Source organism: Phyllobacterium sp. GQ127 (assembly GCF_059758635.1).
The window spans coordinates 58,314-82,037 of record NZ_JCAXDZ010000007.1 but is presented as its reverse complement, the minus strand read 5'-3'; the positions used below and the strand labels follow the sequence as shown (position 1 = coordinate 82,037).

The window sequence follows — 23,724 nt, the reverse complement described above, 5'->3', positions numbered from 1 at the left end:
GAATGACAGCCGAAAGTAATGACCGCCTTACGCGGCTTGAAATCCTGGTAACCGAGCAAGAACATACGATTGACGAACTCTCTGGTCAGCTAACCGAACAATGGAAAACTATTGAGGCAATGCGGCGCAAGCTGGACGCCCTGACAGATCGTTTTCTTGTCTTGGAAGAGCAGACCTCCGAAGATACGCCCGTAACCAAACCCCCTCATTATTAAATGATGACAAAAGTAGAGTTGCTCGAAAACCACCCCGAACTCGTGCCATTATGTGCGCGCTGGAATTATATAACCTGGGGCCGTGACGGCGGCCACAGCCGGGAAGAAATCATTGATAGCTTCCTTGGTTTTCTTAATTCTGAAAGTCGCCAGAAAGCACTTGTCGGCTTTGTGTCCGGCTTGCCTGTGGGCCTGTCATTGCTGATCGACAACGATCTTGAAACGCATCCTCATCTGCAGCCTTGGCTCGCAAGCCTGTATGTTACGCCGGAAATGCGCTTGATCGGCGTTGGCAAGGCCATGGTAGAAGCAACGGAAAAGATTGCACAACAGCAAGGCCATCAGCAGCTTTATCTCTATACGTCTGAGACCGGCTATTATGAACGTATAGGCTGGCAAAAAATAGAAGAGCTAGACGGTGAGAATGCCGGAATGTGGATAATGAAAAAGCCATTAAAAAAGCCGCCGATGATCTGACCGGCGGCTTTTTTCAACTTTGATGCGTCGTTTTATTTGTACGGGCAAGCATTATCTGAAAAATAGCTGTGCACCTTCACCTTGCCGGAGATGATATCGGCCTTGGCGGCTTCGACAGCTGCCTTGATATCATCCGTCAGAAGCTTGGCATTGTTCTCGTCGGCAGCATAGTCAACACCGCCTTCTTTGACGCCGAGATAGCTCACACCGGCAGTAAATTTACCGTCGGCACCATCCTTGAAGGCGTTATAGGTGGCGACATCAACACGCTTGAGCATCGAGGTCAGAACCTTGCCCGGATGCAACCCGTTCTGGTTGGAATCAACACCAATGCTTAGCTTGTCGGCATCGGCTGCCGCCTGAAGAACGCCAATACCAGTGCCACCCGCTGCGGCGAAAATGACATCAGAACCCTGATCCATTTGTGACTTGGCGATCTCGCCACCTTTTGACGGATCATTCCAGGCAGCCGGCGTATCACCGGTCATGTTCTGGATGACCTTGGCATCCGCATTTGTCGCTTTAACGCCGCCTACATAGCCACAGGCAAAATTACGGATCAACGGAACGTCCATTCCGCCAATAAAGCTGACAGTACCAGTCTTGGAAGCTTTGGCAGCTATGACGCCGACGAGATAGGAACCTTCATTGTCGTTGAATATGACCGAACGAACATTGGGCTGTTTAACTTCAGCATCGATAATAACAAATTTAGTATCGGGGAATTCCGTGGAAACCTTTTCAATCGCGGCAGCAGCGGAAAAGCCTGCAATGACGATCGGCGAATTGCCGTCCGATGCGAATTTGCGCAGCGCTTGTTCGCGCTGAGCTTCGTTCTGGATTTCGAATTCGCGATATTTCACGCCGGAATCAGCTGCATATTTTTCAGCGCCATTGAATGCAGCTTCATTGAATGATTTATCGAATTTGCCGCCCAGATCATAAATCAAAGCGGGTTTGTCGTCCGCAGCGTTCGCTGCTCCAAGTGATATCAGGGGCAATGCCGTAGCAGCCAGGAGACCAAGAACAATACGCTTCATTTTATAGCAACCCTCTGGATTTTGTTTGAGGACACAACTTTCCGCTGTGCCCTAGACCATTGCGGCGAGGCATTCAACCCGCCGCACCTACGTCAATCTTGCATGCCATTAAGCAAAATTCACGCGGAATTTTGCCAAGTGATCAAAATTCAGATCGAAACCCGTTTTTACCCAGGTTAATTCACTGCTCTGGCACTCGGTATCGGGCAAGAGACTCCTGTTCCACGCAGCCCGCAATAACCGTCGGGATTCTTGGCCAGATATTGCTGATGATAGTCCTCGGCATAGTAAAATATCGGTGCTTCGAGAATCTCGGTGGTGATAGTTCCGCGCCCTTTGGCCGTTAGTGCGCTTTGGTAATCAGCGCGGCTTGCCTCAGCCACAGCCTGTTGCTCTGGTGTGAAAGTATAGATTCCGGAACGGTATGTTGTACCGACATCATTGCCCTGCCGCATGCCTTGGGTTGGGTCGTGCTCTTCCCAAAATATCGTCAACAGCTCTTCATACGACACGATCGCCGGATCGAATACCACCAGTACCACCTCGTTGTGGCCAGTCAGACCGGTACATGTTTCCTGATAGGTTGGATTTGGTGTAATTCCGCCAGTATAGCCCGCGGCAGTCAGATAGACGCCGGGCACTTGCCAGAACAGACGTTCAACGCCCCAAAAACAACCCATTCCGAACATGGCGGTTTGCAGATTGTCAGGCCAAGGGCCTTTTAATGGGCGCCCATTAACAAAATGCGTTTCTGCGGTTGCAATTGGCGATGAACGGCCAGGCAACGCCTGCTCTGCCGTCGGCATTTCGGATTTCTTGCTCAGCATGCTGAATATGGACATTGCGTTACCTCCGGTGGATGGGCTTCGACGATGCTTCAGCGGGCAGCGAACCTGCCTGTTTTGTCGGCGCGTCTGTAACCTATCGCGTATAACAACAGCGCGAGAAGAGCGAAGACGAGAACTGTAGGCGCGTCCAGTACCCAAAGCATCAACGGGTCCCAGAATATGCTGTATAAATGGGTTCTGATGCTTGTTTCGACAAGTGCAAAAGAGTTGGCTGAAACCGATTGCCAGCTATCTCTCAGCGACGTGATGACCAGGTTGGATGCGCCAACTGATCTGGCGGCATCCAGCACAGCGGCAATAATAGCCAGGCTAAGGCAGATATAGGCTAAAAGCCTGAAAATAAGACGTAGCAATATTCTTCTCCAAGGGCGAAACGTCCTTCACCTGAAAGGATGTTGGATCGCTTGATCTTCTATCCTCTAACGCAAAACCCCGGAAACCGGAATCGCTTTTCTGGACATGATTGCGATCCGTTGCGACGTGAACAGAATTGCGCGCCGTGTACCTCCGAGGAGCCGTCAGCCATATCTATACCTATAACCTATTGTAATTAAATGATAAAATGATGATTTTGCCGCGAACCAAAAATATATTGAATTAGGAGTTGAACAAGTGCTTGTTCTGGCTATAGTGCGCGCCGCACAGGGTAGCTGCCGACTAACCATCGTATAGCGCTGTGTCTGTATCGAAGAATGAGTGGCCGATGGTTGACGGTGCTCTTGCAGCCGATCTTTTCGGTTGCACATAATTAGCCCGATCAGCTATGTGCTGGGCGTATTGCGGAGAGGTGGCCGAGTGGTTGAAGGCGCACGCCTGGAAAGTGTGTTTACGTTAATAGCGTAACGCGGGTTCGAATCCCGCTCTCTCCGCCATCCTAACAATTTTATGCAGTAATATCAGCAGCTTGCCTTTCTGCAATTCTGGGAACTGCCTTTATACCCACCATCTCAAGACTATAGAATGAGTGAATGCCTTCAATGGTTTGGCAACCTCTTTTTCATGGCGCTCAATGATCGCCTTGAGGATCGGGCTCTGAAATCGCCACTCTCGTACCGAAGCGACCAAACTTACAATGGCTGCTTTGCGCCGGCATTTCGGTCATTCAAATCCGAACTGGGATCTCCCAAAAGCAGACGCATATCGTTAGCGAATAGGTGATCGAGCGGTAAAAAGATACATCAGCAATGCCCGAGCCGCCGGTCATTGCCGACAAGCCCACTGGCTCCCATCATCGTACCGCCGGTGCTTGTATCAAGATCGGTTGCATTGCTGTCACTGTCGAAATTGCCCCAGGAACCCAACGCCAGGCTCTATGCGGAGCGCCAGACATACCGGATGTGAAACTTATTCTTTGTCACTAGCGTAACCACTACTCATTGGTAAGTCGGCTCATCTTCCAAAAGTGCACGATCAACGACATCGGCGGCGATCGATAGCAGCGCAAAGACCACTTGATCGCGACTCCAGCCCGCTTCAGTGGCGAGTTCAATCAATGTGGTTACAGACGGTTCCAGAGCGAATTTGCACTCCTCCCTGTAATTGACGTCACTGTCGAACACCCTGCTTGGTCCGTTGATTCTGATGGCCTTCGTCATAAGCGCCTCAAAGTTTTAGAATCGCTCCAAGTACAGTTAGGTTCTTGGTGTTTAATGTACCGCGAAGCGTTGACCGAAGATCGCTCCCAAGGGAGCGAAGCTTGATGCTAACCCAATGATATTCTGACTGTTGCGCCCTTCAGCAAACGGACGGATATCGTGAATGAAGGTCTCTTCGATCTTGATGATTTCGAAATCAGTCAGATGGAGGAGCTTACGCAGAGTATTCAGGCCGGGAGCAAATATGCTTGCAGCGTAAACCTGTCTGTCCGACCCGGTCAGCCGAGCGAGGCATTCGCCACACAAAGTTTCCGACGGAGCTAAAACGGACCGAACGCCCTGAACCGTACAGCTTATGCGATCGTCGGCGACGGCATTCGCCACAATCTCCGCGTACTTTTCATCCAGAATATTAAGGTGCTCAAACATTTCCGGCTCCGCCGGAGCTGAGCGCGCCTTCAAAACTCCTAATGTGTTCCAGCAACAACATTGTTAACCTTCGGCGCGCTTTCCGAGGTGCTACAACAGCGATCTTAAAGAGAACTACCGAAAACACCTGCGTGCCCCAACTCTGTTCGTAGTTAGAGCTTAGAATTTGATGGCGAGGTGGACAATGCCATTTACTGACACTCTCTTTCACATGAGGCCTGTTAGGAATATTTTGCCCGCAGTTCGCTGGCGGTTGATCGTGATAGGAGGCCCTACCCTTACTCTGTAAAAGCGAAGCCTATTCCGCGAACTGCATGCAACGGGAGCACCATACCGGACTTGCGGGCCCTTTTACGCAGGCGGCTCACAATGGTGTCGAGATGAGCGTAATTGAAGTCATAAACGTCTCCGCCCAGGGCCTCCACGAGTGCACGCCGATCAACAGTTTTGCCCCGTTCAAGGAACAAGCGTCCCAAGAAGCGCTGTTCTGCAGTGGTTAAGCGAAGACGGTGCCCCATACCGTCGGTTAGTACCCAGTCGCCTTCCACCAGAGCCCATGCGGGACCTGTTGGTGACGATAGAATTCTCGATCTCTTGAGACGACTATTGAGCGCCATCACTGTGGCAGCCAGTTCTCGAACATCGATGGGTTTAACTAGGTACGCGTCAGCTCCGGTTCTCAAGCCGGCGACCCGGTCATCTATAGAGCCGCGGGCTGTCGCGATTATGATGCCCACTGACTGTGAGGCGCGCAAATGAGCAGTCACCGACAAACCATCTTCGTCTTCCAAACCAATATCAAGAATGACGATATCGGACGGCTTTACGGAGAAAGTTCGGTAGAGCGACGCTGCGTTGTCAAACCCACGCACATTCAGGCCAAGCCTGGATAGGCCCAGAACCATTTCCTGAAGGAACTTTTCCTCATGATCGACAAGATAAACAAGGGGAGTACTCGCCAAAGTATTAATACTGGCATCCTCTTCGGTCATCAACGCACCCAAATGTTCATTCCGAATTATTAGCGGCTACCTTGGTCGCGCATCTTCGCAGGCGATAACGCCTTGGCTAAAACCTTGGGCCTGTGAGGACTGGCGCAGGTAATTCCTCGCCGTCCAATTTCTTCGCTACCGCGCCGCAAAAAACTGTATCGCTTCTGGAAACAGCCGATACTCGGCTGTTCTCCATATCGAAAGTCCATTGGTGGGCTTTTTAGTAACCTAAATACCGAGCTTCCCCCAGCGACGACACTATTTGATGGCCGTCATACGGTCGATTGCCGCAGTGAGGCCAACCAATGACGAGGGGATCGAAAACTCTCTTCCCGCTGAGGTTTTCATCTTCAGCATCAATGTGCGTCCGACCTTTAATGCCGCGAGCAAATCGGGCGAAAGCGGAATGGAGGTAATTGCACCATTCTGCCTGCTGCTGCCAATGGCTGCTGTTCTTATTTCGCCTGCGTCAATCTGATAGGAAACCCCACTTAAAAGGTCGAGTCCGTGAGGGAGGACGAGGTCCATGGAGAGTGTCGCGTCTTTAGATTTTTTGGTTATGGCCAAAACCATAACCAATTCTCTCGTTTGTTGGCGGAAAAAACGCTGTTCGATCTGACAAACCAGCTCACCCGAGGCAGCGTCAGGACTCGCGCAGTTCAACGACCATGCCGGAGGAGAAGACGTGGGGCCGTCGGCACTTTCCTGGCCCAGGGATGATGAGGCGGAGCTAAGAAATAGAAGTGCCGCAAACGAACGAACAATCATGTTAAATAAACTTGGCATCTGTTTGAATCCGATCACTTCGAATTTGTGTTAGCTAACCGGCCTGTGCCACCGGTGCGAACGTAGAAGAATGTCATTGGAACTATGTCAGAACGGCGCGCCTTGATATTTCAAGGTCATTCCCCCGAGGGTGGCACCCTTTTATCGTTCGATGTTACGGGTTGCGGGTTCTGATCAATTCGGGTGTTGAAGAATAGCAAAGGTCGGACTGGGATAATCGCGATGCCCAGTCCGACGCATTGAGGTTAGGCGACTACCACTTGACGCGGAAGCCGACTTGTCCTTTTACGGTGTAGCTGTCGCCGAAGTTGTTCAAGCTGGTGTTGACAAGGCCTTCGCCATAGATGGAATACTTGTCATCATCCCAGTTGTAAGAACCACCTACGCCGAGGCCACCCCATACGCGGTCGTTGCGGCTCGCAAAACTTACACCTGCGACGTCGACCTTCGTTCCTTCAAGGAACTCGTAATAGAGATTTGTAACCCCATACAAATGAGTGCGGTTGAGCAAGCCTCTGTCATTCTGCCATGAGTTTTCATGATCGACGGTCAAGCCCAGACGACCTTGCAAGCTTTCCCCACGATCGAGACTGACACGGGCACCGAATACATCGGTAAACGCATCAAAATCGACATTGGAATAGACCAGTTGAGCCTGCGGTGTAACAGACCATGTCGGATTGATGGCAATGCGCTTTCCGCCTTCGATAGACAACGCGTAACCGAAACCGTCATTGCTATCCGTTAAATTCGTCCGGGCAAGCACAGAGTCAAGATCGCTCTTGTACCACGTCGCCTGTCCCTGACCGTCGAGATAGAAGCCGTTTTCACTATACCAAGTCAGCGCACCACCAACACCGTAACCGTCTGTGCTGATTTCGCCATCGCCATGTGCTGAGCTGGTTTCGGTTTTGCCGTGAACGTAGTGGACTGAAAGCCCGCCGATCAGCTTACCACTCTCGGTCTCGGCCAAAATACCGTCCATACCGGCCTGAACCTTGAATATATTCTGATCATATTCGGTGTTCGAAGTAGAGAACCGCGACTCAACACTGTTGTGAGCGCCTTCAATGCGGCCCCATACGCCGTTGCCATTAATTGCTGCACCAGCTTCCTCAGGCGCTGCATAAGCTGTACCAACAGCATCGGCACCTTGCGCCACCACCTGGTTTCCAGTGCCGCCCCAAAGTCGATTGCCGACGCGTTGTTGCAGGGTCGACAAGCCATTCATACCGAGCAGGGCCTGCGAGTATGCCTCATAGGTCGGGACGCCTGGCTGGTAGAGCGGACCGGTCGGGAAGGTAGGATCCACTGGATCAACCGGATCCACCGGATCCACTGGATCCACTGGATCCACCGGCGTAACTGGCGCCAGCCGTGAGCGCAGATACCAGTTGCCATCGGTCGGATTTGCAACGCCATTCTTCCAGAGAGTGTATCCATAGGCGCCGGCGACCACGGCCTGCCGGCCGGCTATCTCATAATCGCCGATGAGCGCGAACGTGCCGTTGGACGTTCCGGCTACATCGATGATTTTGATCCCTTCAACCGTCGGCGCACCGGTGCCGCCGATATTGTTAACCATGACACTGGTGTTGCCCGATGTATTGCCTTCGATCTCGATCAGGTCAGTGGCTGAACTGTCGTCGCCAAGGACGGTATCAAATACAATGGTGCCCCCGGCGCCGACGTAGTTGCCACTAGTGGCAGTGAGAGCGGCGATGGTCAACGAGTCGCCCACTTGATCCGCCCCGATGGCCAGCACCGCAGGATTGCCAGCAGCGTCCTTGCCCAAGGTGAAGGTGCCAGCCGTCATCGTTCCAACCAGATCCGCCCTGCCTCCGTTCAGGTTCACGTCCCGCCAGTTCTGAATTTCCTGGCCCACGGTATCCAGGTTGCGTGTCAAATTGCTAACGGCATTCAGGTTGAGGACATCCACTGCATCGTCGAACCCACCATCCAGCGTCCCGACATTCGTCATGTCGGTGCCGTTGAAGGTCAGTACGTCAGTACCAGTCCCCAAGCGGAAGCCGCCGGTTACCGTAGCCGTGCCGACGTTGATGACCGAATCGCCACCGTTGTCCGTCATCGCGAAACCGGTCCGGCCCGCAGCTTGCACAGTGGAGCCGTCATTGATGTTGACCGTCGTCGTACCGGGCGTTCCCCAGGTCCAGATAACGCCATCGGCCGCACCAATATTCGTCGTTGATTGCAGTTTGCCATCAACGTTGATCGTCGTTCCTGCGGTACCGTTGTTGGTCAACTCCATCGTATTGTTGAACGACGTGATGGTGCTGCTCTTTGCGACGTTGATGACAAGTGGACCTTCGCGTTCAATCACGCGCATGCCATCGCCGGCGATGTCATTTGCCGCCAGCGTATTGATGGCACCGTTCGTGGTGATCGTCGTCCCTTTAACCGCATTGGAGTCTACATTGATCGCCGTGTTGTTCGGCGTATCAATGTTGTTCACCGTGATGACGGTCTGGCTGTCGGGCGCAGGGGGGGTGAGCGTCAGGGAATCATTCGTCAGATTGATGCCGATGCCTTCCGACTTGATCGTCCCGGTAGAATTGATTTTTGCAGCACCCGTTCCGCTGTGGATGATGTCAATGCCATGGCTTCCGGACGTAATGCTGCCGACGTTAATAGTGGTGATGTTAGCGATATCTGTTCCGCCAAGAGTATCGCCGGTAATACCTTTTGCTGCAGCCGTAATGTTGCCGGCATTGATAATTAGGTCATTCTTGACGATGTTTGTGCCGAACTGGATGCCATTGCCGGTCGTTGCGGTAATGTCGCCGGTCGTAATGCCGACTTTGCCAGTACCGTTACGATTGTAAATAACGCCCGTACCAGCCTGGATATTTCCAGCCGTCACGGTCGTGTTGCCGTTGCCACCGTTCTGCACCGTGCCGAGCGCAATGCCCGTCCCTACGAAGTCGCCGGTGGAACGATTCGTGACGGTAATATTGCCAGCTTTGAGGTTCCAGTCTGCGCCACCCGCGCCCGCAACGGTGGTCCCGTGTGGATCGCTGTCCAGCCTGACGCCATAACCACCGGCATTCTGGAACCCGTTGACGGCGGGCGCAGTTGCCATGCCTGCATTAACATCGCCTGTCTCAACCGAAATGCTACCGGTTCCGGACTGGTTGACAGCAATGCCGGTACTACCTGTGGTGAGGTCGCCGGTCTTGATGATGATAGCGTAATTGTCGGCGTTATCGCCCGACTCGACCACGACACCCATGCCGCGGGCCGTTATATTGCCAGTAGTAACGTTGGTCTGGCCACTTACGCGGTTGATCTCGCGCGCCAAGTTCACGCCATTCTGGGCGACGTCAATGTTACCCGTGGTGATGTTCGTGCTTTGTGGATCGCCTGCCGCACCGACACTGCCTGTCAGCTGGATACCATCTCCGGCGCCGCTGGCGAAGAGATCCGAAGAACTAGCACGGCTGCCAGTTACAATATCCTGCGCATTGATGGTGAGCGATCCAGCAAGTTTCCCTGAATTGGAACCGTCAACACCATTTACTCGAATGCCGTGGCCAGCGGCACTCGAAATCGTGCCTGTTGCAGTTACGGTCGTCTCACCGCTCGCCCCATTATTTCCAACATCGACTGCAGTGTAGTCACCTGCGTTAATCTCGTTGACCTTGATCCTGACGCCACCTGTGGAAGCTGCACCGGCTTCTGCAAGCACGCCATCCCAACCGCTGTTGATGGTGCCAGTCGACGTGATTTCCAGAGCGCCAGTACCGTTCTGGCGCGCTTCAACGCCACGTCTGCCAGCATCAAGATCGTTGACATTGATGACAATGTCGCCCGTTCCCGGATGGTTTATTACAGAGATCGCATCCCACTCTTCACCAATGATATGCCCGTTCGAGTTTACGACGAGGTCACCCGAGGTCGTATTGTCAATTTCCAAGCCATACTGGTTTCCCGAGATTGTGGATCCATTGTTGTCATCAAATGTGACACCACCGACACCGTTTATCGTCAGAGCGTTGCCGGCTCCCACGGAAAGGCCGAAACCCGGTTCTGTTGTCACATTTACTGCGGTTCCGGATATAACTTGTGTCGTATCGGCTGGATCAGCAGTTCCCGAGCAAACGGAGGCTGGGCCCGTGGTGCAATCACCTGCAAGCGAGATTGATGGCAAAGCGACCAACGAGGCCAGTGCAAGAAGTGAAATTGAGGCGACCCCAGATAAGAGCGAGGACCCTGCAGTCTCGTTCGGAGCAACCCCGCCAACCACGCCCTTGTATTTGGTGACGCGACCGCCTTGGAGCATAACGCTATGCCGGGCAGCCTCCAGATCACCATTCTGCAACCGCTTGTAGGATTGACTTTCGGAGTAGATGTTTGAGGATTCGATACTTGAGGTGGTCATGAAAGATCCTGTTAATCATGTTGCTGAGAGTAGTTTGAATGCCAGCCAGGCAAGGTTTTGTGTTGCTTAGCTGGCAAATAAGAAGGCTGCGACCAAGGTAATAACGCGGGAGCGATATCCGTGGAAAAGATAGGGCCAGCCAGGCCCCCAAGCAGCTTGTTAATGATGTTCGAAAACGGGTTCGCCGCGACACGTTTTTCTGGTCGTAAAGAACTACGCCACAGCCGCACGAACTTGATATACGTATCGTCAGCACTTGCTTCCGAATTCGTATTCACCGACCTCCAAAGCTGCCCTTTAAACGACTGCAACCTCGCACCATCGCGATAGGGCACGCTCCGGCTGAACAAAGGGAGTGCTTCGACCCTCTCCTCTAGTGTATTCCATTTGCTGTCTCCGTGGGTCGTCTTGCGCGGCTGCGCTCGAACTCTGGGCGTAACTTTCAATGAATCCGTACTCCCCCATCGTGCGGCACTCAGCGCCTCTCACTTGGGCACGCACGAAACTGAAATATTACTGTTTGTTACTATTAAACGTCCAAAAAAGTATTTGCACTTTCAGTTGGTTACAATAACTGTCACTTACTGACAGATAATGCATTTCATATATACTTTGCTTCGCTGTATCGGCAGCAATATGGTCGAAAAGAGCTACTGGATTGGGAAGTTTTTAAACTTTTGTTGCGACGAAATATAGCGAATCATACCTAATAGCGGACAGGCGCAGCCCATCCATGCAATCCAGAGGCTGCTGCCTTGCTTTTGCGAGTATGTTGAGCTCCCCTTCTGCCCGCTTATATACTTAAAGATTGGTGGAGAAACTTTAGCCCCATACCCTTAATAACTGTGGAGAATCATTTTATTGCAGTTCACCCCAAAGTCTTTTCTTCTCCAGTGAGTTGCCGGTGGGCACCTCCGACTTAATTGGGCGAAATGAATAGCATTATGTCATTAGCTACATGCTGGTGTGCCGCGTTCGGCAACTCAAAGCCTCGCCTTCGACAAGGCCCTGAGTTTGTGTCCTGGTGTGACCTGGAGACGGGGTGGGAACGAAAGCATTGTGCATGCACCCCTGGCAGGAAGGCTCCGTTGAGAACATGAACATAAGAGCGCGATGCTATCCCACCACGTGACACCGATCTGTTGTCGCTCCCCATCGATCTGAAGTACCCGAACACTAGCGCTGTACGATCCCTATCGCGTCGGGCGACCACCCGATGGGCTGACGGCTTTACCGATGTGGCGTAGAAGCTAGGCGCCAGATGCCGCGCTCGTTGAAAACGAGCTTAGTCAGCTCATTATAGGCTCTACCGAGGGCCCATTGCTTGCCGGGCAAGGTCTTGATCCGGGCCCGTAACACGACATCTGAGGCACGGAAAGCTGCCACACCCTGCATGTCCAGCTCGTCGATGATATTTTCACCATGTTCGGTCTGTTTAAGCCGCTCGAAGGCCTCAAGCATCGCCGCCTTCGCCTGGGTAATGTCTACCGAATAGTCGATGCTCATCTCGGCGACGTGATGGCTGAAATTTCGAGCGAGATTGGTGACCGATTCAACCGAGGAGAAGGGGATGAGGTGGTAGCCCCCATCCGCGCCACGCAATGACACCGACCGGATAGTCAGGCGCTCGACTGTACCGGTGATGCCGCCCAGCGACACCACGTCGCCTTGGTTCATGGCGTTTTCAAATTGGATGAAGGCGCCGTTAATCACATCCTGGACCAGCTTTTGCGAGCCAAAACCGACGGCAAGACCGATGATGCCCACACCGGCGAGCAGCGGTCCGATATTGATACCCAGGGCGGCAAGCACTAGGAGCAGCACGACCACGCTTAGAGCGATGTTGAAAGCATTGCGAAGCAGCGCCAGCAGCGTGCGCTCGCGCGGGCTGGGGACGCGGCCAATGGGCGGATTGAGGCGATATTCCACCCAGGACTGCATGGCCAAATGAACGAGGCCGGCTACGAGCATTATAAAGACCGCAGCAACGACGGAGGTGACTACCCTCTGCCCGAACTCGCTTGAAATCCAGCCAACGAAGTCCGCCAACCGCCATACTTGGGCGATCGCCAGGGCGACACCAGCAAAGATTATGCCGCAGACGAGCTTGAGCACGCTGGGCACAAAGGCCTGCAGCCGCTGCTCCAGCAGCGGCAGCCGGCCTTTAATGTCGGAGGGAAGCCGCATCCCGCTCGCTGTAAACCGGACGATCAATCGCGTGAGCACCAGGCCGACGGCAACTGCGATGATAGACTGGAGCGTAGCAATTAAAACGAACGGAAGGGCGCCCTCGCGATTTGCGAGCCACAGCAAGAACATAAGCATGAGATAGCCGATCGCCACCACATGCCAGAGCCTTGCTACTGCGCCCAATGCCTTCACCATCGGCTCGTCTGCGCCACGGTCCATGCATTGAACTAGAAATGCATACACCGGGGCGCGGTTTTGCATAATGATGATCCAGGCCATTGCCAACGCACAGAAGAGGGTGACGACCCGCAGCGCTTCACCCGCACCGGGCGAGACGTGCTCGGCAAGCAGTGGGGCGGCGAACACAAACATGTACCCAACAACGCTGACGAGCCGACTCAACCAGAAATACCAGTAAGCGGCCGCCATGTCATCGATCCCGACCAGCCGCAACGCCGGCCAACGCGGTGTAAGTAGAAGCCGGGCGGCCACTTTGGCGAGCTCTATATAAAAGAAAGCGTTCAGGAAGAGTGTCTGGCTGCGTCCTGTGTCAGCGCCGAAATAAAGAGCTGTAAAATAGCCGAACGCCCAAGCGACAAGCGCTGTCAAAATATCGGCGCCGCCGACTAGGCCGATAATTCCGATTCGGCGCAGGAAGTCACTCTCTGTGGCTCTTTGGGCCAGGAGCCGCTGCGCGCGCCTCAAGGCGAGGCGCAGCAAATAGTAGGCACCGAAGGTACTGGCCACCACCAGGAAAATGCTTCGAATAGGGTCCCACAAGCGGTGGAAATCTACGGTGGCCGCGCCGGAAAAGAGGTCCCGGGCCTTGGCTCCCAAAGTAATGAGGCTGCCTACCAGATCGGCGCTGTCCTCGACAGCACCCCGCGCATAGCCGACGATCTTGTCCGCTATTGTAGGAGCTGCCGCGACGGATGCGTGTTCGTCCGCATGATTGCCATTGGCTCCGCGCAGTCTCTCGATCAGACGGCTCCGCGCCTCGTCGTTTTCAAGAATCCGGATCAGAGTCTCCACGTCCGCGCTGTCGTTGAGCTGAGCCTCCTGGGCCGCGACGGCGTGAGCAGTGGCCGGAATTGCCGTGAACCAAATCAGAAAAAGAACGCCCAACCAGCGCATCTTTGTCTCTCCCTATGCCAGCACTGAAATCGAGCGACCTTGATACTTCGCCCCTGAGGCGAAAAGAGCGATCCGCTGTTTCCGTTTGCCTGTAGGTTGATCAAAGTCCCTACCGAAGTCTGTGGCCGTCATTGGGTTGCCTGCATCCTTGAGAGTCGGAAAATTGCCGTGTGCCGAAATTATGATTGCCCCAAGCTGTGAGGATCCCGCAAAACCTGCATTCGGAACCACCAGACCTCATAAGGGATCTTGTTGGTTTCTTTAGACAGCACCTGGACTGCGCCGCCGTTGAAGGAAGGGCGACAAGATACCATCACGCCCTTCCTTCCGGCTCGGAAGCCCCCAGACGGCTTCGAAGCTTGTTTTTCACGGCGCTCAAGTGAGTGCTCAACAAGAAATCCAGACTTGGCATGCAATGAACCCTGTGCTGAAGACTAGCGGCTTCAGGCATCTACCCCCGTAATACGAGCGGCACATCTCTGCTCGATACGTTTCTTTTCTGGGTAGTCATTCTTACGATTCTGCACAATCGCATTAACTGACACTTACTGACACCCCCGGAAGGGGTGGGTATTGGAGGCATCAGCCCTCTTGCGCACCCCGAGGGTGATTCCTTCCGCAAGGACGAGATTCAATAGCCCAATCGATCCGATCGGTGTGGCCGCTGCTTTCCGCTAACCTGTCCGCCCTCGTTAGTTTTGTGGAGTGCTAGCTACTGATTTTGCTCGCATTCTCATTAAAATCGGCCAAAGAGCGATAAGACGTGATTGGCGTCGGGCCATCTGGGAGCTTAGTTGTTCAGTTGCCGATTGGACTATGATCGAATTGCTGCTTGAAGGGCGATGAAATTCGCAACGGAATTGAATCCGATTGTCAGACCGACTTCAGCAATTGTCATTATGTCCGCAGGGTGTGCGAGCATGGCGTGAGCTGTGAGAGGCAGTGGCGGCGAATAAAGCTTCACGACGCCACCAGATACTTCAACGAGCTGATAAAGTCCCGTTTTGAAAATTGTTAACTCCTTGCAGATCCTGTTCTATCGCTCGGTCGGTAAAAGCGAAGCCATTGCCGCGAATCGCATGCAAAGGGAGAACCATACCGGACTTGCTGGCTCTTCGACGCAGGCGGCTCACGATGGTATCAAGATGCGCGTAGTTGAAGTCATAAATGTCTTCACCCAAGGCTTCCACCAGCACACTCCGTTCGACGGGCTTGCCTTGCTCAATAAACAGACGCCCCAAGAGGCGCTGCTCTGCAGTGGTCAAGCGGAGACGATGGCCCATGCCGTCGGTAAGTACCCAACCGCCTTCCACCAGCGCCCACGCGGCTTGCGGAGGTGGCGCAGCGATGTTGAGCCTGTTGAGACGACTATTGAGCGCCGTCACCGTGGCAGCGAGTACCCGAACATCGATGGGTTTGATGAGGTAAGCGTCAGCTCCCGCTACAAGACCATTGACCCGGTCATCTATGGAGCCGCGGGCGGTCGCCATGATGATCCCGACTGACTGTGAGGTGCGCAAATGAGCAGCTATCGACAAACCGTCTTCGCCGTCCAAACTGATATCAAGAATGATGATGTCGGACCGCTTTGCGGCATAAGCTCGGTAGAACGATGCAGCGCCATCAAATCCATGCACATTCAGGCCAAGCCTTGATAGGCCCAGCACCATTTCCTCACGAAAATCCTCGTCAGCGTCGACAAGATAAACGAGGGGAATATTCCCAGTATTGTTAGATTTGAAACCCTCTTCGATCATTGACACGTCCCCCTCGCAATCCCAAATCTTCTTTCTGATCTGCAGTTTTCATTGTCCGTCTTGCTTGAATGCCTTGCGTCCCAAATTATGGGTGCATACAGCCAGCGTGTGCCGGCAGCTTCGCTCGATTGAAGAGCGCGCAGTGCATCAGAGGATTGTCCGGCACATGCGGATGGTACGCTCACCACTCCACCCGCCTTGCCAGCCTCCTTTAGCCGCAGCGCCTCTTTCGACCTAGATCGTCATCGTTCAATTCACTATATGCGGCCGCGAAGACCATCAGGATCGTAAGGCGATTCCGCGATCACCCGTGCCTTGCGGCGCTCGCCAAGGATTGGCACCTCCAGTTTCGTTCCAGGAGTCCCGAGTTCCACCGGCAGCAGGGCGAATGCGACGTCGTGTCCGAGCGTATAGGCATAGCTGCCGGAGGTGATGCGTCCGACGAGCCGGCCCCCATGATAGACGCCCTCATGAATAAGCGAGCTTGCACCATCCGTGTCGATAGCAATCGTCACCGAACGCTGCTTCACGCCTTCCTGCTTCTGGCGCACCAGCGCGGCCTTACCGATGAAATCGCCCTTGTCGAGCCGGATAAAGCGGTCGAGATTACTTTCCCAGGCCGTCAGTTCCGGGTTCATGTCGCGACACATGGCACGATAGGACTTCTCAAGGCGCAGCGATTCGAGCGCGTTATAGCCGACGAGGCGCAGGCCGTGCGGCTCACCCGCCACGATGATTGCCTGCAGCAGTTGCCGCTGATAGGGCAGCGGATGGTAGAGTTCCCAGCCAAGTTCACCCTCATAGTTGACACGCAGCATGCGCACGTCAGTCGCAAGGCCGACCGTGCCAGACTTGACGCTGAACCACGGGAATGCCTCATTGGAAAGGTCCATCTCCGTGAGACCCTGCAGTACCTCGCGCGCCTTAGGGCCTACGACGGTGAAGCAGCCGCGCTCGTTGGTGACGTTGCGGACCTGAACGCTGCCGTCCTTCGGCAGAAGTTTCGACAGGTCATCAAAATTGCTGCGCTCAGCGCGCGGGGTCGAGATCAGGTAGAAGGTGCCGTCCTCAAGGCGCGAGACGATATATTCCGCCTGTACACCGCCGTTCTTTGTCAGATGGTGACTGAGGTTGACGCGGCTAATCTTTGGCAACCGGTTGGCGAGGATGCCGTCGAGCCAAGCCTCAGCACCGGGACCGGAGACCTCGAACTTCGACATGGGGGTCATCTCGACTAGACCAACTGCCTTGCGCACGGCCCTTACTTCCTCGCCGACATAGTGCCCCTTCTGCGTCCAGCGCCAGCTGTACTGGTCTTTGGCCTCCACACCTTCCGGCGCGAACCAGTTCGGCACTTCCCAACCGTTTAGGACGCCCCAGACGGCGCCGCGCTGGGACAGAATATCGTAGGATGGGCCGGTTTTCTGCGGGCGGGCAGCGGGCATGTCTTGACCGGGATAGTGCAGCTCGGCATGCGTGCCCCAGCATTCGCGTACCTTCTGGCGCGTCCATTCCTTGTTGGCGTAGGTGCCGAACCGGCGCGGATCTAGTTCTGACGTATCGAGGCTGTTGACACCTTCGACGATGCGTTCGGAGAGATAGTAACCGATCGCGCCACCCCACAAGATGCCACCCGGAACGCCCTCGGCGATCCACACATTCTCCAGTCCCCACGCTGGCCCGACCAGTGGCAGTTCGTCCGCCGTCATCTGGAAGGGACCACGCACATTGGCCTTGATGCCGACGCGGCCAAGCGCGGGAACCATCTCGATCGCGGACTCCCAGTTCCACGCGACCGCATCGAAATCCTCTTCTACGAGGTCGGCACCGAACCATTCAGGCACGCCGTTCTCGGCGAAAAGCTTTAGATGCTCGGTCTTTTCATACGGGCCAAACATTAGCCCGTCGCCTTCTTCGCGCAGATAGCCTTCGAAGCCTTCGTCGCGCAAGATCGGCATTTCCGGCAAGCCCTGGCGCTTGCGCTCCACGACCTCGGGAACGGCATCAGTGATCCAGTATTGATGAAGAATGGGGATCGCCGGGATTTTCAGGCCAAGCATGGCGCCCGTCTGGCGGGCGTAATTGCCCGTCGCCGAAATGATGTGCTCACAGATGATCTCACCATTATTGGTGATGATCTTCCACTCGCCGCCGGCAAGTCGTTTGAACCCTTTCACTTCAGTGTTGAGGTAAATTTTAGCGCCGCGGTCTCGCGCGCCTTTGGCCATAGCTTGCGTCACGTCGGCCGGCGCAATGTGGCCGTCATCGGGATGATAAAGCGCAGCCAGCATGTTCTTGTTGTTTTCGAGCAGGGGCCAGAGATCGCGGGCTTCTTGCGGCGTAACCAGTTCGGCGCGAATACCCTGCACGGCGGCAACGCTCATATAGCTCATGTATTCGTCTAGGCGATCACGCGTATTGGCGATTCGAAGTTGACCGCATTTGTGCCAGCCGACGTGCTGGCCGGTTTCTTCTTCGAGGCCCTCGTAGATCTCGATGGTCTTGGCGATCATGCGGCCGATATTGATGCTGCGAGCATAGGAGGGAATGAGACCGGCGGCATGCCAGGTGGAGCCGGCCGTCAGTTGGGTGCGCTCCAAAAGCGCGACATCGGTCCACCCTCGTTTGGTGAGACCGTAGAGGATGGCAGCGCCGACACAACCGCCGCCAATGACAACGGCGCGAGCATGAGTTTGCATGAGAAAGTCTTTCAGATTTGATTTTCAGTACCGTACAAAGGTTGTGGAAGGCTGTAATCTTGCTAAAAATTACCGATGGGGATAACCTCAGATTATGCACAGACTCCGCTCCCTCATCCCCTCCGCCAATTATCTCTTCTGCTTCGAGGCTGCTGCCCGCAGGCGAAGTTTCACTGCTGCAGCGCAAGAACTGAATGTCAGCCAGCCGGCGGTCAGCAAGACGATCCGGCTGCTGGAGGAGGCAACGGGTCTAAAGCTCTTCCGCCGCGAACACACAAGACTGGAACTGACCGCAGATGGCCAGCGGCTCTACAAGGAAACACAGGAGGCCTTCGACCATCTGCACATGGTGATTTCCTCGCTCCAGAAGAAGCATTCGCAAGATATCGTGCGAGTCTCCTTTTCAGCATCCTTCGTGCAGCTCTGGCTGCTGCCGCGACTGGGGGATTTCAAGGCTAAGCATCCTGACGTATCGCTGCGCATCGAGGAGAGCAGCCGTGATGACCAGGACCTGGCGGAGGAGGACATCGACCTTTCCGCCCGCCTCGGCAATGGTAAGTGGCCAGGTGTCCATTCCTGGCGTTTTGCGGCTGAAGAGGTACTGCCGGTCTGTAGTCCCGGCTATCTGAAGCAACACGGGCCAATCCATGGACCTGCGGATCTGCTCCAGCACACGCTCCTGAGTTTCGAGGAGCGACACCGCACTCGCCTGGGCTGGCGCGAATGGCTGGAGCGCCAGGCTGTCCCCGTGGCGAAACTGAAGCAGGATTTTGTCTTCACTGATGCGCTCGGTTCCGTCGAGGCTGCGGTACGAGGCCAAGGCATTGCACTTGGCTGGAAGCATCTGGTGCACGAGCACATGCAAGACGGAAGGCTGGTTGCCCCGCTGAAGGAAACCTATCGCTCGGACCTGGCGGTCCACATCATCATGCCGGCGCAACGCCCGCCGAAACGGGGTACCGAACTCTTCCGCGAGTGGCTGATCCAGCAGAACGACGACGGCTGCGCCGCCTCAGTCAGCACGGATTGACGCCGTATCGATGAAATTGTCGTCGGCCTCGACATAACGATGGAAGATCAAGCGGGCGATTGCTCGTCACCGTCCTAGCAGCCACCAGGGCTGTAATACCCGCATTGCCCAAGGAGATGGTGCCGAGTGCGAGGCTGCTGCCCCGCAATCGGAAATGGTCGAGCTACATGTGGCCCCTATAGGGGCGGCGCACGATAGTCTGCTGCACGTAATTAATCATGGTGATGAAGTCGAAGATCGGCCGGCCGGTCGCCGCCTGTATCGCATGGGCATAGGGAGGCAGGTCGCTGCACTCAAGGAGGATCGAGCGGATGTCTGGATTGTTCTCCACGAGACGCAGCGCCACCTCCTTCACTTCTTGCTCGATTGCAGCGGAATCCAGCGTTCCGCGCTCTTCGAGAACAGCCTCGCGGAACTCCGTCTGTCCCTCCATGCCGGCAATGGCCAGTGGTACAAAGTCATCGACTTTGCAGGCGGCAAAGTGGCGCCGCGTCAGGCGCGGGGCATTTGCGGTGATGACGCCGACCCGCCCACCGCACAGAGCATGCATGAAGGGTATCTGCATCAGGCTGGAAAGGAAGACCGGAACCTCGACCGCCGCCGCCACTTCCTCCTGAAAGTAGGCCATGAACCCACAAGCGCCGGTGATCGCCTTGACACCGCGGTTCTGGAGTTCGACGGCAGCCTCGATGAACGCGTCTTTCAGAGCTGGATCGCGCTGGTTCAGCAACCGATCGATCGAGGCACCCTGCACCTCCTGGAAGCGTACCGGATAGTCATAGGTTGTCGCATTGCCGACATTGCCAGGGACGCAGGGATAGGCGGCATTGAGGATCAGGATCCCGATCTGCTCTCCATACCACGACTGCGTCTTTCGCTTGACCGTGTAGACAGTCATCGTTGTAGTCTCCGATTTCCATGTCTGGGAAATACGGGAATGTTGTTCCCGTATACTGAGTTCGTTACTCGACGAGACGCGGTACGCCTGTATCCGCTGCCGTGCCGTCCAGTCCGTAGGATTTGAGGATAGCCACGATCGTGCCATCAGCATGCATTTCGGCAATCGAGGCATCCAGCGCGGCGCCCAGTTCCTTCGCGTTCAGCGAATAGGGGAACGCCGCTTGCGCCGCCTCCCTGGTTGCCTTTACACGGTCGTCCGGAGCGGCGACATTGACCTTAACGTCGCCCAGCGCACCTTGCTGTTCGGCTACGACACCGGTCGAATAGCCGTCGACCGCAACATCGATGCGGCCGGAGTTCAGATCCTGCCGCAAATTGACCGAGTTCGGATAGAGCTTCAGCGATCCACCAAGCATTGCCTTGAGGTCGGCGACCCAGAGGTAGCCCTGCACAGTTCCAACCTGCTTGCTTTCGAGATCGGTGACGTTCTTGAAGCCTTCCTTTGAATAGATGCCCATCTGGTCAGTATAGAGCGGAGTGGAAAGGCTCATTACCTTCGCGCGCTCGACCGTGCGGTACCAATCGCCGGTGGTAATGTCCGCTTGTCCGGAGAGTACATACTGGATGGCGGCTGCCGGATCGACGGCGATCGCCTTAACCTTCAGGCACTGGCGCTTGGCGAATTCTGTGGCGATATCGCCATCGATACCCTTCATGTTGCCGCTGTGGTCGACGAAAGAATGCGGCACGTAGGTCGTAACTGCGACCGTTAACGTACCGGCCTCAACCGTGGTGAACTGATGCTTCGGCGTACAATCCTGCGCGGACGCGGTCCCAACCGAGAGCGCGAGAGCAGCGATACCGGAGAGAAAGATCTGCGTCGTGGTATTCATTCGGGGCATTCGGGCATCCTTTCAGGTTGGTTCAACGGTGGGCGTAAAGGCTCGCACGCTTTTCAACGTAATTGACGAGGAGAGCGGCAGGGACGGAAATACTGGCGTAAAGCATGCCGGCGGAGAGCAGTGCCGGGAAGTAGCGGAAGGTCGTGGAGCCGATTTCATAGGCGCGACTCACCAGCTCCGGCAGTGCAATGGTGAAGCAAAGAGAGGTGCCCTGAAAGATTAGGATGGAGAAGCCAAGCAATGCAGGAAGCGCAACACGGAGTCCCTGCGGCAGGAGAATATACCGCAACTCGTCAAGCCGGCTGAGGCCGAGAGCGACCGCCGCTTCGCGCTGGCCATGGGCGACCGATTGCAGGCTGGCGCGGATGATCTCGCTGGTATAGGCACCAGCATTCCAAGCGAGCGCAATCACGGCGGCCGGATAGGAAGCAAGAGTCAATCCGGTCGTCGGCAGACCGAAATAGATGAATTGTAGAAGCACCAGCGCCGGCGCTCCGCGGCCGATCTCGACCAAAAATAGGCTAAGGATTTTCACAACCCGGTTCCTCGCCAAGACACCAAGCGCGAGGACTAGCCCGAAGGGAATACCTATAAGAAGGCTGAGGACCGTCACCTGTATGCTTATCGACAGTCCAGCGAGAAGATCTGGCAGCCAAGTGGAAATTTCGGCGTAGCTCGGAAACATCAGCGTGCCACCTTCATCTGAAGATAACTATCAGCGACGCGTGAGAGCCACGCTATCGGCAGGCTGAGGAGTACATAGAACAGCCCGACCAGCGCAAAAATTTCGAGGCCGCGATAAGTCAGCTGCGATAGCTGATTGCCTTGGTAGGCTAGCTCCGCCACGCCGATGGTCGAGGCGACTGCCGTCTCCTTCATGAGACCAATAAGGTAGCTCGCCGCCGAAGGCAGCGCGACGCGGAACGCCTGCGGGGCGACGATGTCGCGCAAGGTCGACCAGCGGCCGAGATCGAGTGCGGCAGAAGCCTCAAACTGGCCGTGGTGGATCGACGCGACCGCACCACGGTAGATTTCCGCCATGTTCGCAGCCGCAATCAGCCCAAGCCCAGTCAGCGCGGCATTGAAGGGACTGATTGGCATCAAGCCCATGCCGAGGCCGAAGAAGATGATGAAGAGCCATAGGATCGGCGGAATCGCGCGGACGATCTGGATCACGACCATGGCGAGGAAGCGCAGCGGCGGCAGTCGGCTCTTGCGGGCTGCAAGCAGCGGTATACCGAGCACGGCACCAATGAGGAACGCGCCAGCTGTAAGCGCGACCGTCCAGGTGAGGCCGCGCAGGAGGGGAATCATGTCCGCCAGGCTCATCGATCGTGCACCGCGCGGAGGAAGCGTTTGGTCCGCTCTTGCTGCGGATTTCGCATCACCTCCTTGGATGGCCCCTTCTCGACGATATGGCCATCGGCCATGATCAAGACCGTATCGGAGACATTCTCGGCAAAGCCCATTTCATGAGTAACGACGATCATGGTCATGCCGCTGTCGGCAAGCTCGCGCATGACGGCGAGAACCTCAAGACCGAGTTCCGGATCGAGTGCCGAAGTCGGCTCGTCGAAGAGCATAATATCCGGATCAAGCGCTAGAGAGCGGGCAATGGCGATGCGTTGCTGCTGGCCGCCCGAACACCGCACTGGATACTGCTCGGCCTTGTCATCAAGGCCAACACGTTTGAGGAGTTGCATGGAACGCTCATCGGCGTCTTTGCGGCTACGACCAAGAACACGCTCCTGGGCAAGGCTGACATTGCGCAGCACAGACATATGCGGGAAGAGATTGAACGACTGGAACACCATGCCAACTCGCCTGCGTAGACCGGAGAGTTCGGCACCCGCAACGGCGCGGGCTGCATCGATCGTTATCGAACCGATCGAGATCGTGCCGCCGTCGGGCTGCTCGAGATAATTGATGCAGCGCAGGAGCGTGCTCTTGCCTGAACCGCTCGGCCCGATGATGGCGAGCACCTCCCCCGAACGCACTTCGAGGTCGATGCCGTCAAGTACGGTGTGGGTTCCATAGTGCTTGCTCAAGGACTTGAGACGAATGAGCACGTTGTCCGACGCGGCAGTCATCTCAGGCTGCACCTCGCTCGATCCGAGGTGAAGTCGATCTTCGCCTGCGATAAAGGATGGCACCGTCCATGTCATTTCACCCCCCTGCAATAATAGTCCGCGCGCCTGTCTGCGGGATGGCTTTTCAAGTGAACCACTTCCGTATGAGTTCGCCGTTGGACTTTCCGTTTCTAGCCGCGTTCCCGTTGTTACGACGAATGTTAGCATTCTGCCGTGCGCTGGGCAGGGCGAAAAAATTGCC

Annotated in this window: 20 protein-coding genes and 1 tRNA gene; 4 read left to right on the top strand and 17 right to left on the bottom strand. The window is 55.4% G+C overall.

What is annotated here, in order from left to right:
* Positions 1 to 2 precede the first annotated feature (2 nt).
* Both AC6CHM_RS20765 and AC6CHM_RS20760 read left to right on the top strand, forming a co-directional pair.
* Positions 3 to 215: a SlyX family protein gene (locus AC6CHM_RS20765; protein ID WP_115054722.1), complete on the top strand. Its 213-nt coding sequence runs from the start codon at positions 3 to 5 to the stop codon at positions 213 to 215.
* Positions 216 to 692 carry a GNAT family N-acetyltransferase gene (locus tag AC6CHM_RS20760; RefSeq protein ID WP_498174558.1) on the top strand — a complete coding sequence of 159 codons (477 nt, stop codon included), beginning with the start codon at positions 216 to 218 and terminating at the stop codon, positions 690 to 692.
* 32 nt (positions 693 to 724) lie between these two features.
* Here AC6CHM_RS20760 and AC6CHM_RS20755 read toward each other — a convergent pair whose 3' ends face one another.
* From AC6CHM_RS20755 to AC6CHM_RS20745, 3 genes are all read right to left on the bottom strand, one after another.
* Positions 725 to 1,732 carry a BMP family lipoprotein gene (locus tag AC6CHM_RS20755; RefSeq protein ID WP_115054720.1) on the bottom strand — a complete coding sequence of 336 codons (1,008 nt, stop codon included), beginning with the start codon at positions 1,730 to 1,732 and terminating at the stop codon, positions 725 to 727.
* A gap of 176 nt (positions 1,733 to 1,908) precedes the next feature.
* Complete coding sequence (msrA, locus tag AC6CHM_RS20750) at positions 1,909 to 2,574, bottom strand: peptide-methionine (S)-S-oxide reductase MsrA (protein ID WP_115054719.1); 666 nt, start codon at positions 2,572 to 2,574, stop codon at positions 1,909 to 1,911.
* A 35-nt stretch (positions 2,575 to 2,609) separates the two neighbouring features.
* A complete protein-coding gene (locus AC6CHM_RS20745; protein WP_115054718.1) occupies positions 2,610 to 2,933 on the bottom strand; it encodes a hypothetical protein in 324 nt (107 codons plus the stop codon).
* A gap of 428 nt (positions 2,934 to 3,361) precedes the next feature.
* Between AC6CHM_RS20745 and AC6CHM_RS20740 the strand changes: the two genes are divergently transcribed.
* Positions 3,362 to 3,452 (top strand) — tRNA-Ser (locus AC6CHM_RS20740).
* A gap of 306 nt (positions 3,453 to 3,758) precedes the next feature.
* Here AC6CHM_RS20740 and AC6CHM_RS20735 read toward each other — a convergent pair.
* The 9 genes from AC6CHM_RS20735 to AC6CHM_RS20695 form a co-directional block, all read right to left on the bottom strand.
* Positions 3,759 to 3,881: a hypothetical protein gene (locus AC6CHM_RS20735; protein WP_354342851.1), complete on the bottom strand. Its 123-nt coding sequence runs from the start codon at positions 3,879 to 3,881 to the stop codon at positions 3,759 to 3,761.
* 72 nt (positions 3,882 to 3,953) lie between these two features.
* Entirely contained in the window at positions 3,954 to 4,175 is a 222-nt protein-coding gene (locus AC6CHM_RS20730) for a hypothetical protein (RefSeq protein ID WP_115054717.1), read from the bottom strand.
* Positions 4,176 to 4,226: 51 nt separating this feature from the next.
* Positions 4,227 to 4,604, bottom strand: coding sequence for a hypothetical protein (locus AC6CHM_RS20725; protein ID WP_354342853.1), 378 nt, complete (start codon positions 4,602 to 4,604; stop codon positions 4,227 to 4,229).
* A 278-nt stretch (positions 4,605 to 4,882) separates the two neighbouring features.
* Positions 4,883 to 5,596 carry a response regulator transcription factor gene (locus tag AC6CHM_RS20720; RefSeq protein ID WP_115054824.1) on the bottom strand — a complete coding sequence of 238 codons (714 nt, stop codon included), beginning with the start codon at positions 5,594 to 5,596 and terminating at the stop codon, positions 4,883 to 4,885.
* Positions 5,597 to 5,854: 258 nt separating this feature from the next.
* A complete protein-coding gene (locus AC6CHM_RS20715; RefSeq protein WP_354342855.1) occupies positions 5,855 to 6,400 on the bottom strand; it encodes an invasion associated locus B family protein in 546 nt (181 codons plus the stop codon).
* Between the two features lie 235 nt (positions 6,401 to 6,635).
* Positions 6,636 to 10,781 carry an autotransporter outer membrane beta-barrel domain-containing protein gene (locus AC6CHM_RS20710; RefSeq protein WP_498174553.1) on the bottom strand — a complete coding sequence of 1,382 codons (4,146 nt, stop codon included), beginning with the start codon at positions 10,779 to 10,781 and terminating at the stop codon, positions 6,636 to 6,638.
* A 1,230-nt stretch (positions 10,782 to 12,011) separates the two neighbouring features.
* Positions 12,012 to 14,105: a mechanosensitive ion channel domain-containing protein gene (locus tag AC6CHM_RS20705; protein WP_498174551.1), complete on the bottom strand. Its 2,094-nt coding sequence runs from the start codon at positions 14,103 to 14,105 to the stop codon at positions 12,012 to 12,014.
* A gap of 980 nt (positions 14,106 to 15,085) precedes the next feature.
* The gene (locus AC6CHM_RS20700; RefSeq protein ID WP_115054711.1) at positions 15,086 to 15,862 is read right to left on the bottom strand and encodes a response regulator transcription factor; all 777 of its coding nucleotides are present in this window, start codon (positions 15,860 to 15,862) and stop codon (positions 15,086 to 15,088) included.
* A gap of 257 nt (positions 15,863 to 16,119) precedes the next feature.
* Complete coding sequence (locus AC6CHM_RS20695) at positions 16,120 to 18,561, bottom strand: GcvT family protein (protein ID WP_498174548.1); 2,442 nt, start codon at positions 18,559 to 18,561, stop codon at positions 16,120 to 16,122.
* A gap of 94 nt (positions 18,562 to 18,655) precedes the next feature.
* On the opposite strand from AC6CHM_RS20695, the gene AC6CHM_RS20690 reads away from it, so the two are divergent.
* Entirely contained in the window at positions 18,656 to 19,591 is a 936-nt protein-coding gene (locus AC6CHM_RS20690) for a LysR substrate-binding domain-containing protein (protein WP_115054709.1), read from the top strand.
* 163 nt (positions 19,592 to 19,754) lie between these two features.
* On the opposite strand, the gene AC6CHM_RS20685 is transcribed toward AC6CHM_RS20690, so the two are convergent.
* The 5 genes from AC6CHM_RS20685 to AC6CHM_RS20665 all read right to left on the bottom strand — a co-directional run bounded on the left by AC6CHM_RS20685 (position 19,755) and on the right by AC6CHM_RS20665 (position 23,483).
* Complete coding sequence (locus AC6CHM_RS20685; RefSeq protein WP_498174545.1) at positions 19,755 to 20,489, bottom strand: aspartate/glutamate racemase family protein; 735 nt, start codon at positions 20,487 to 20,489, stop codon at positions 19,755 to 19,757.
* 64 nt (positions 20,490 to 20,553) lie between these two features.
* The gene (locus tag AC6CHM_RS20680; protein WP_498174543.1) at positions 20,554 to 21,384 is read right to left on the bottom strand and encodes a substrate-binding periplasmic protein; all 831 of its coding nucleotides are present in this window, start codon (positions 21,382 to 21,384) and stop codon (positions 20,554 to 20,556) included.
* A 31-nt stretch (positions 21,385 to 21,415) separates the two neighbouring features.
* Positions 21,416 to 22,078 carry an amino acid ABC transporter permease gene (locus AC6CHM_RS20675; RefSeq protein WP_115054706.1) on the bottom strand — a complete coding sequence of 221 codons (663 nt, stop codon included), beginning with the start codon at positions 22,076 to 22,078 and terminating at the stop codon, positions 21,416 to 21,418.
* Entirely contained in the window at positions 22,078 to 22,722 is a 645-nt protein-coding gene (locus AC6CHM_RS20670; protein WP_498174540.1) for an amino acid ABC transporter permease, read from the bottom strand. The genes AC6CHM_RS20675 and AC6CHM_RS20670 overlap by 1 nt, the downstream gene beginning before the upstream one ends.
* Positions 22,719 to 23,483, bottom strand: coding sequence for an amino acid ABC transporter ATP-binding protein (locus AC6CHM_RS20665; RefSeq protein ID WP_115054822.1), 765 nt, complete (start codon positions 23,481 to 23,483; stop codon positions 22,719 to 22,721). Before AC6CHM_RS20665 ends, AC6CHM_RS20670 begins: the two co-directional genes overlap by 4 nt.
* Positions 23,484 to 23,724: the final 241 nt, after the last annotated feature.

Bases quoted from the DNA above. Each gene is read 5' to 3' on its own strand.
- AC6CHM_RS20765 (WP_115054722.1), top strand. From the start codon at position 3: ATGACAGCCGAAAGTAATGACCGCCTTACGCGGCTTGAAATCCTGGTA.
- AC6CHM_RS20760 (WP_498174558.1), top strand. From the start codon at position 216: ATGATGACAAAAGTAGAGTTGCTCGAAAACCACCCCGAACTCGTGCCA.
- AC6CHM_RS20755 (WP_115054720.1), bottom strand. From the start codon at position 1,732: ATGAAGCGTATTGTTCTTGGTCTCCTGGCTGCTACGGCATTGCCCCTG.
- msrA (WP_115054719.1), bottom strand. From the start codon at position 2,574: ATGTCCATATTCAGCATGCTGAGCAAGAAATCCGAAATGCCGACGGCA.
- AC6CHM_RS20730 (WP_115054717.1), bottom strand. From the start codon at position 4,175: ATGACGAAGGCCATCAGAATCAACGGACCAAGCAGGGTGTTCGACAGT.
- AC6CHM_RS20725 (WP_354342853.1), bottom strand. From the start codon at position 4,604: ATGTTTGAGCACCTTAATATTCTGGATGAAAAGTACGCGGAGATTGTG.
- AC6CHM_RS20720 (WP_115054824.1), bottom strand. From the start codon at position 5,596: ATGACCGAAGAGGATGCCAGTATTAATACTTTGGCGAGTACTCCCCTT.
- AC6CHM_RS20710 (WP_498174553.1), bottom strand. From the start codon at position 10,781: ATGACCACCTCAAGTATCGAATCCTCAAACATCTACTCCGAAAGTCAA.
- AC6CHM_RS20705 (WP_498174551.1), bottom strand. From the start codon at position 14,105: ATGCGCTGGTTGGGCGTTCTTTTTCTGATTTGGTTCACGGCAATTCCG.
- AC6CHM_RS20700 (WP_115054711.1), bottom strand. From the start codon at position 15,862: ATGATCGAAGAGGGTTTCAAATCTAACAATACTGGGAATATTCCCCTC.
- AC6CHM_RS20695 (WP_498174548.1), bottom strand. From the start codon at position 18,561: ATGCAAACTCATGCTCGCGCCGTTGTCATTGGCGGCGGTTGTGTCGGC.
- AC6CHM_RS20690 (WP_115054709.1), top strand. From the start codon at position 18,656: ATGCACAGACTCCGCTCCCTCATCCCCTCCGCCAATTATCTCTTCTGC.
- AC6CHM_RS20685 (WP_498174545.1), bottom strand. From the start codon at position 20,489: ATGACTGTCTACACGGTCAAGCGAAAGACGCAGTCGTGGTATGGAGAG.
- AC6CHM_RS20680 (WP_498174543.1), bottom strand. From the start codon at position 21,384: ATGAATACCACGACGCAGATCTTTCTCTCCGGTATCGCTGCTCTCGCG.
- AC6CHM_RS20675 (WP_115054706.1), bottom strand. From the start codon at position 22,078: ATGTTTCCGAGCTACGCCGAAATTTCCACTTGGCTGCCAGATCTTCTC.
- AC6CHM_RS20670 (WP_498174540.1), bottom strand. From the start codon at position 22,722: ATGAGCCTGGCGGACATGATTCCCCTCCTGCGCGGCCTCACCTGGACG.
- AC6CHM_RS20665 (WP_115054822.1), bottom strand. From the start codon at position 23,483: ATGACTGCCGCGTCGGACAACGTGCTCATTCGTCTCAAGTCCTTGAGC.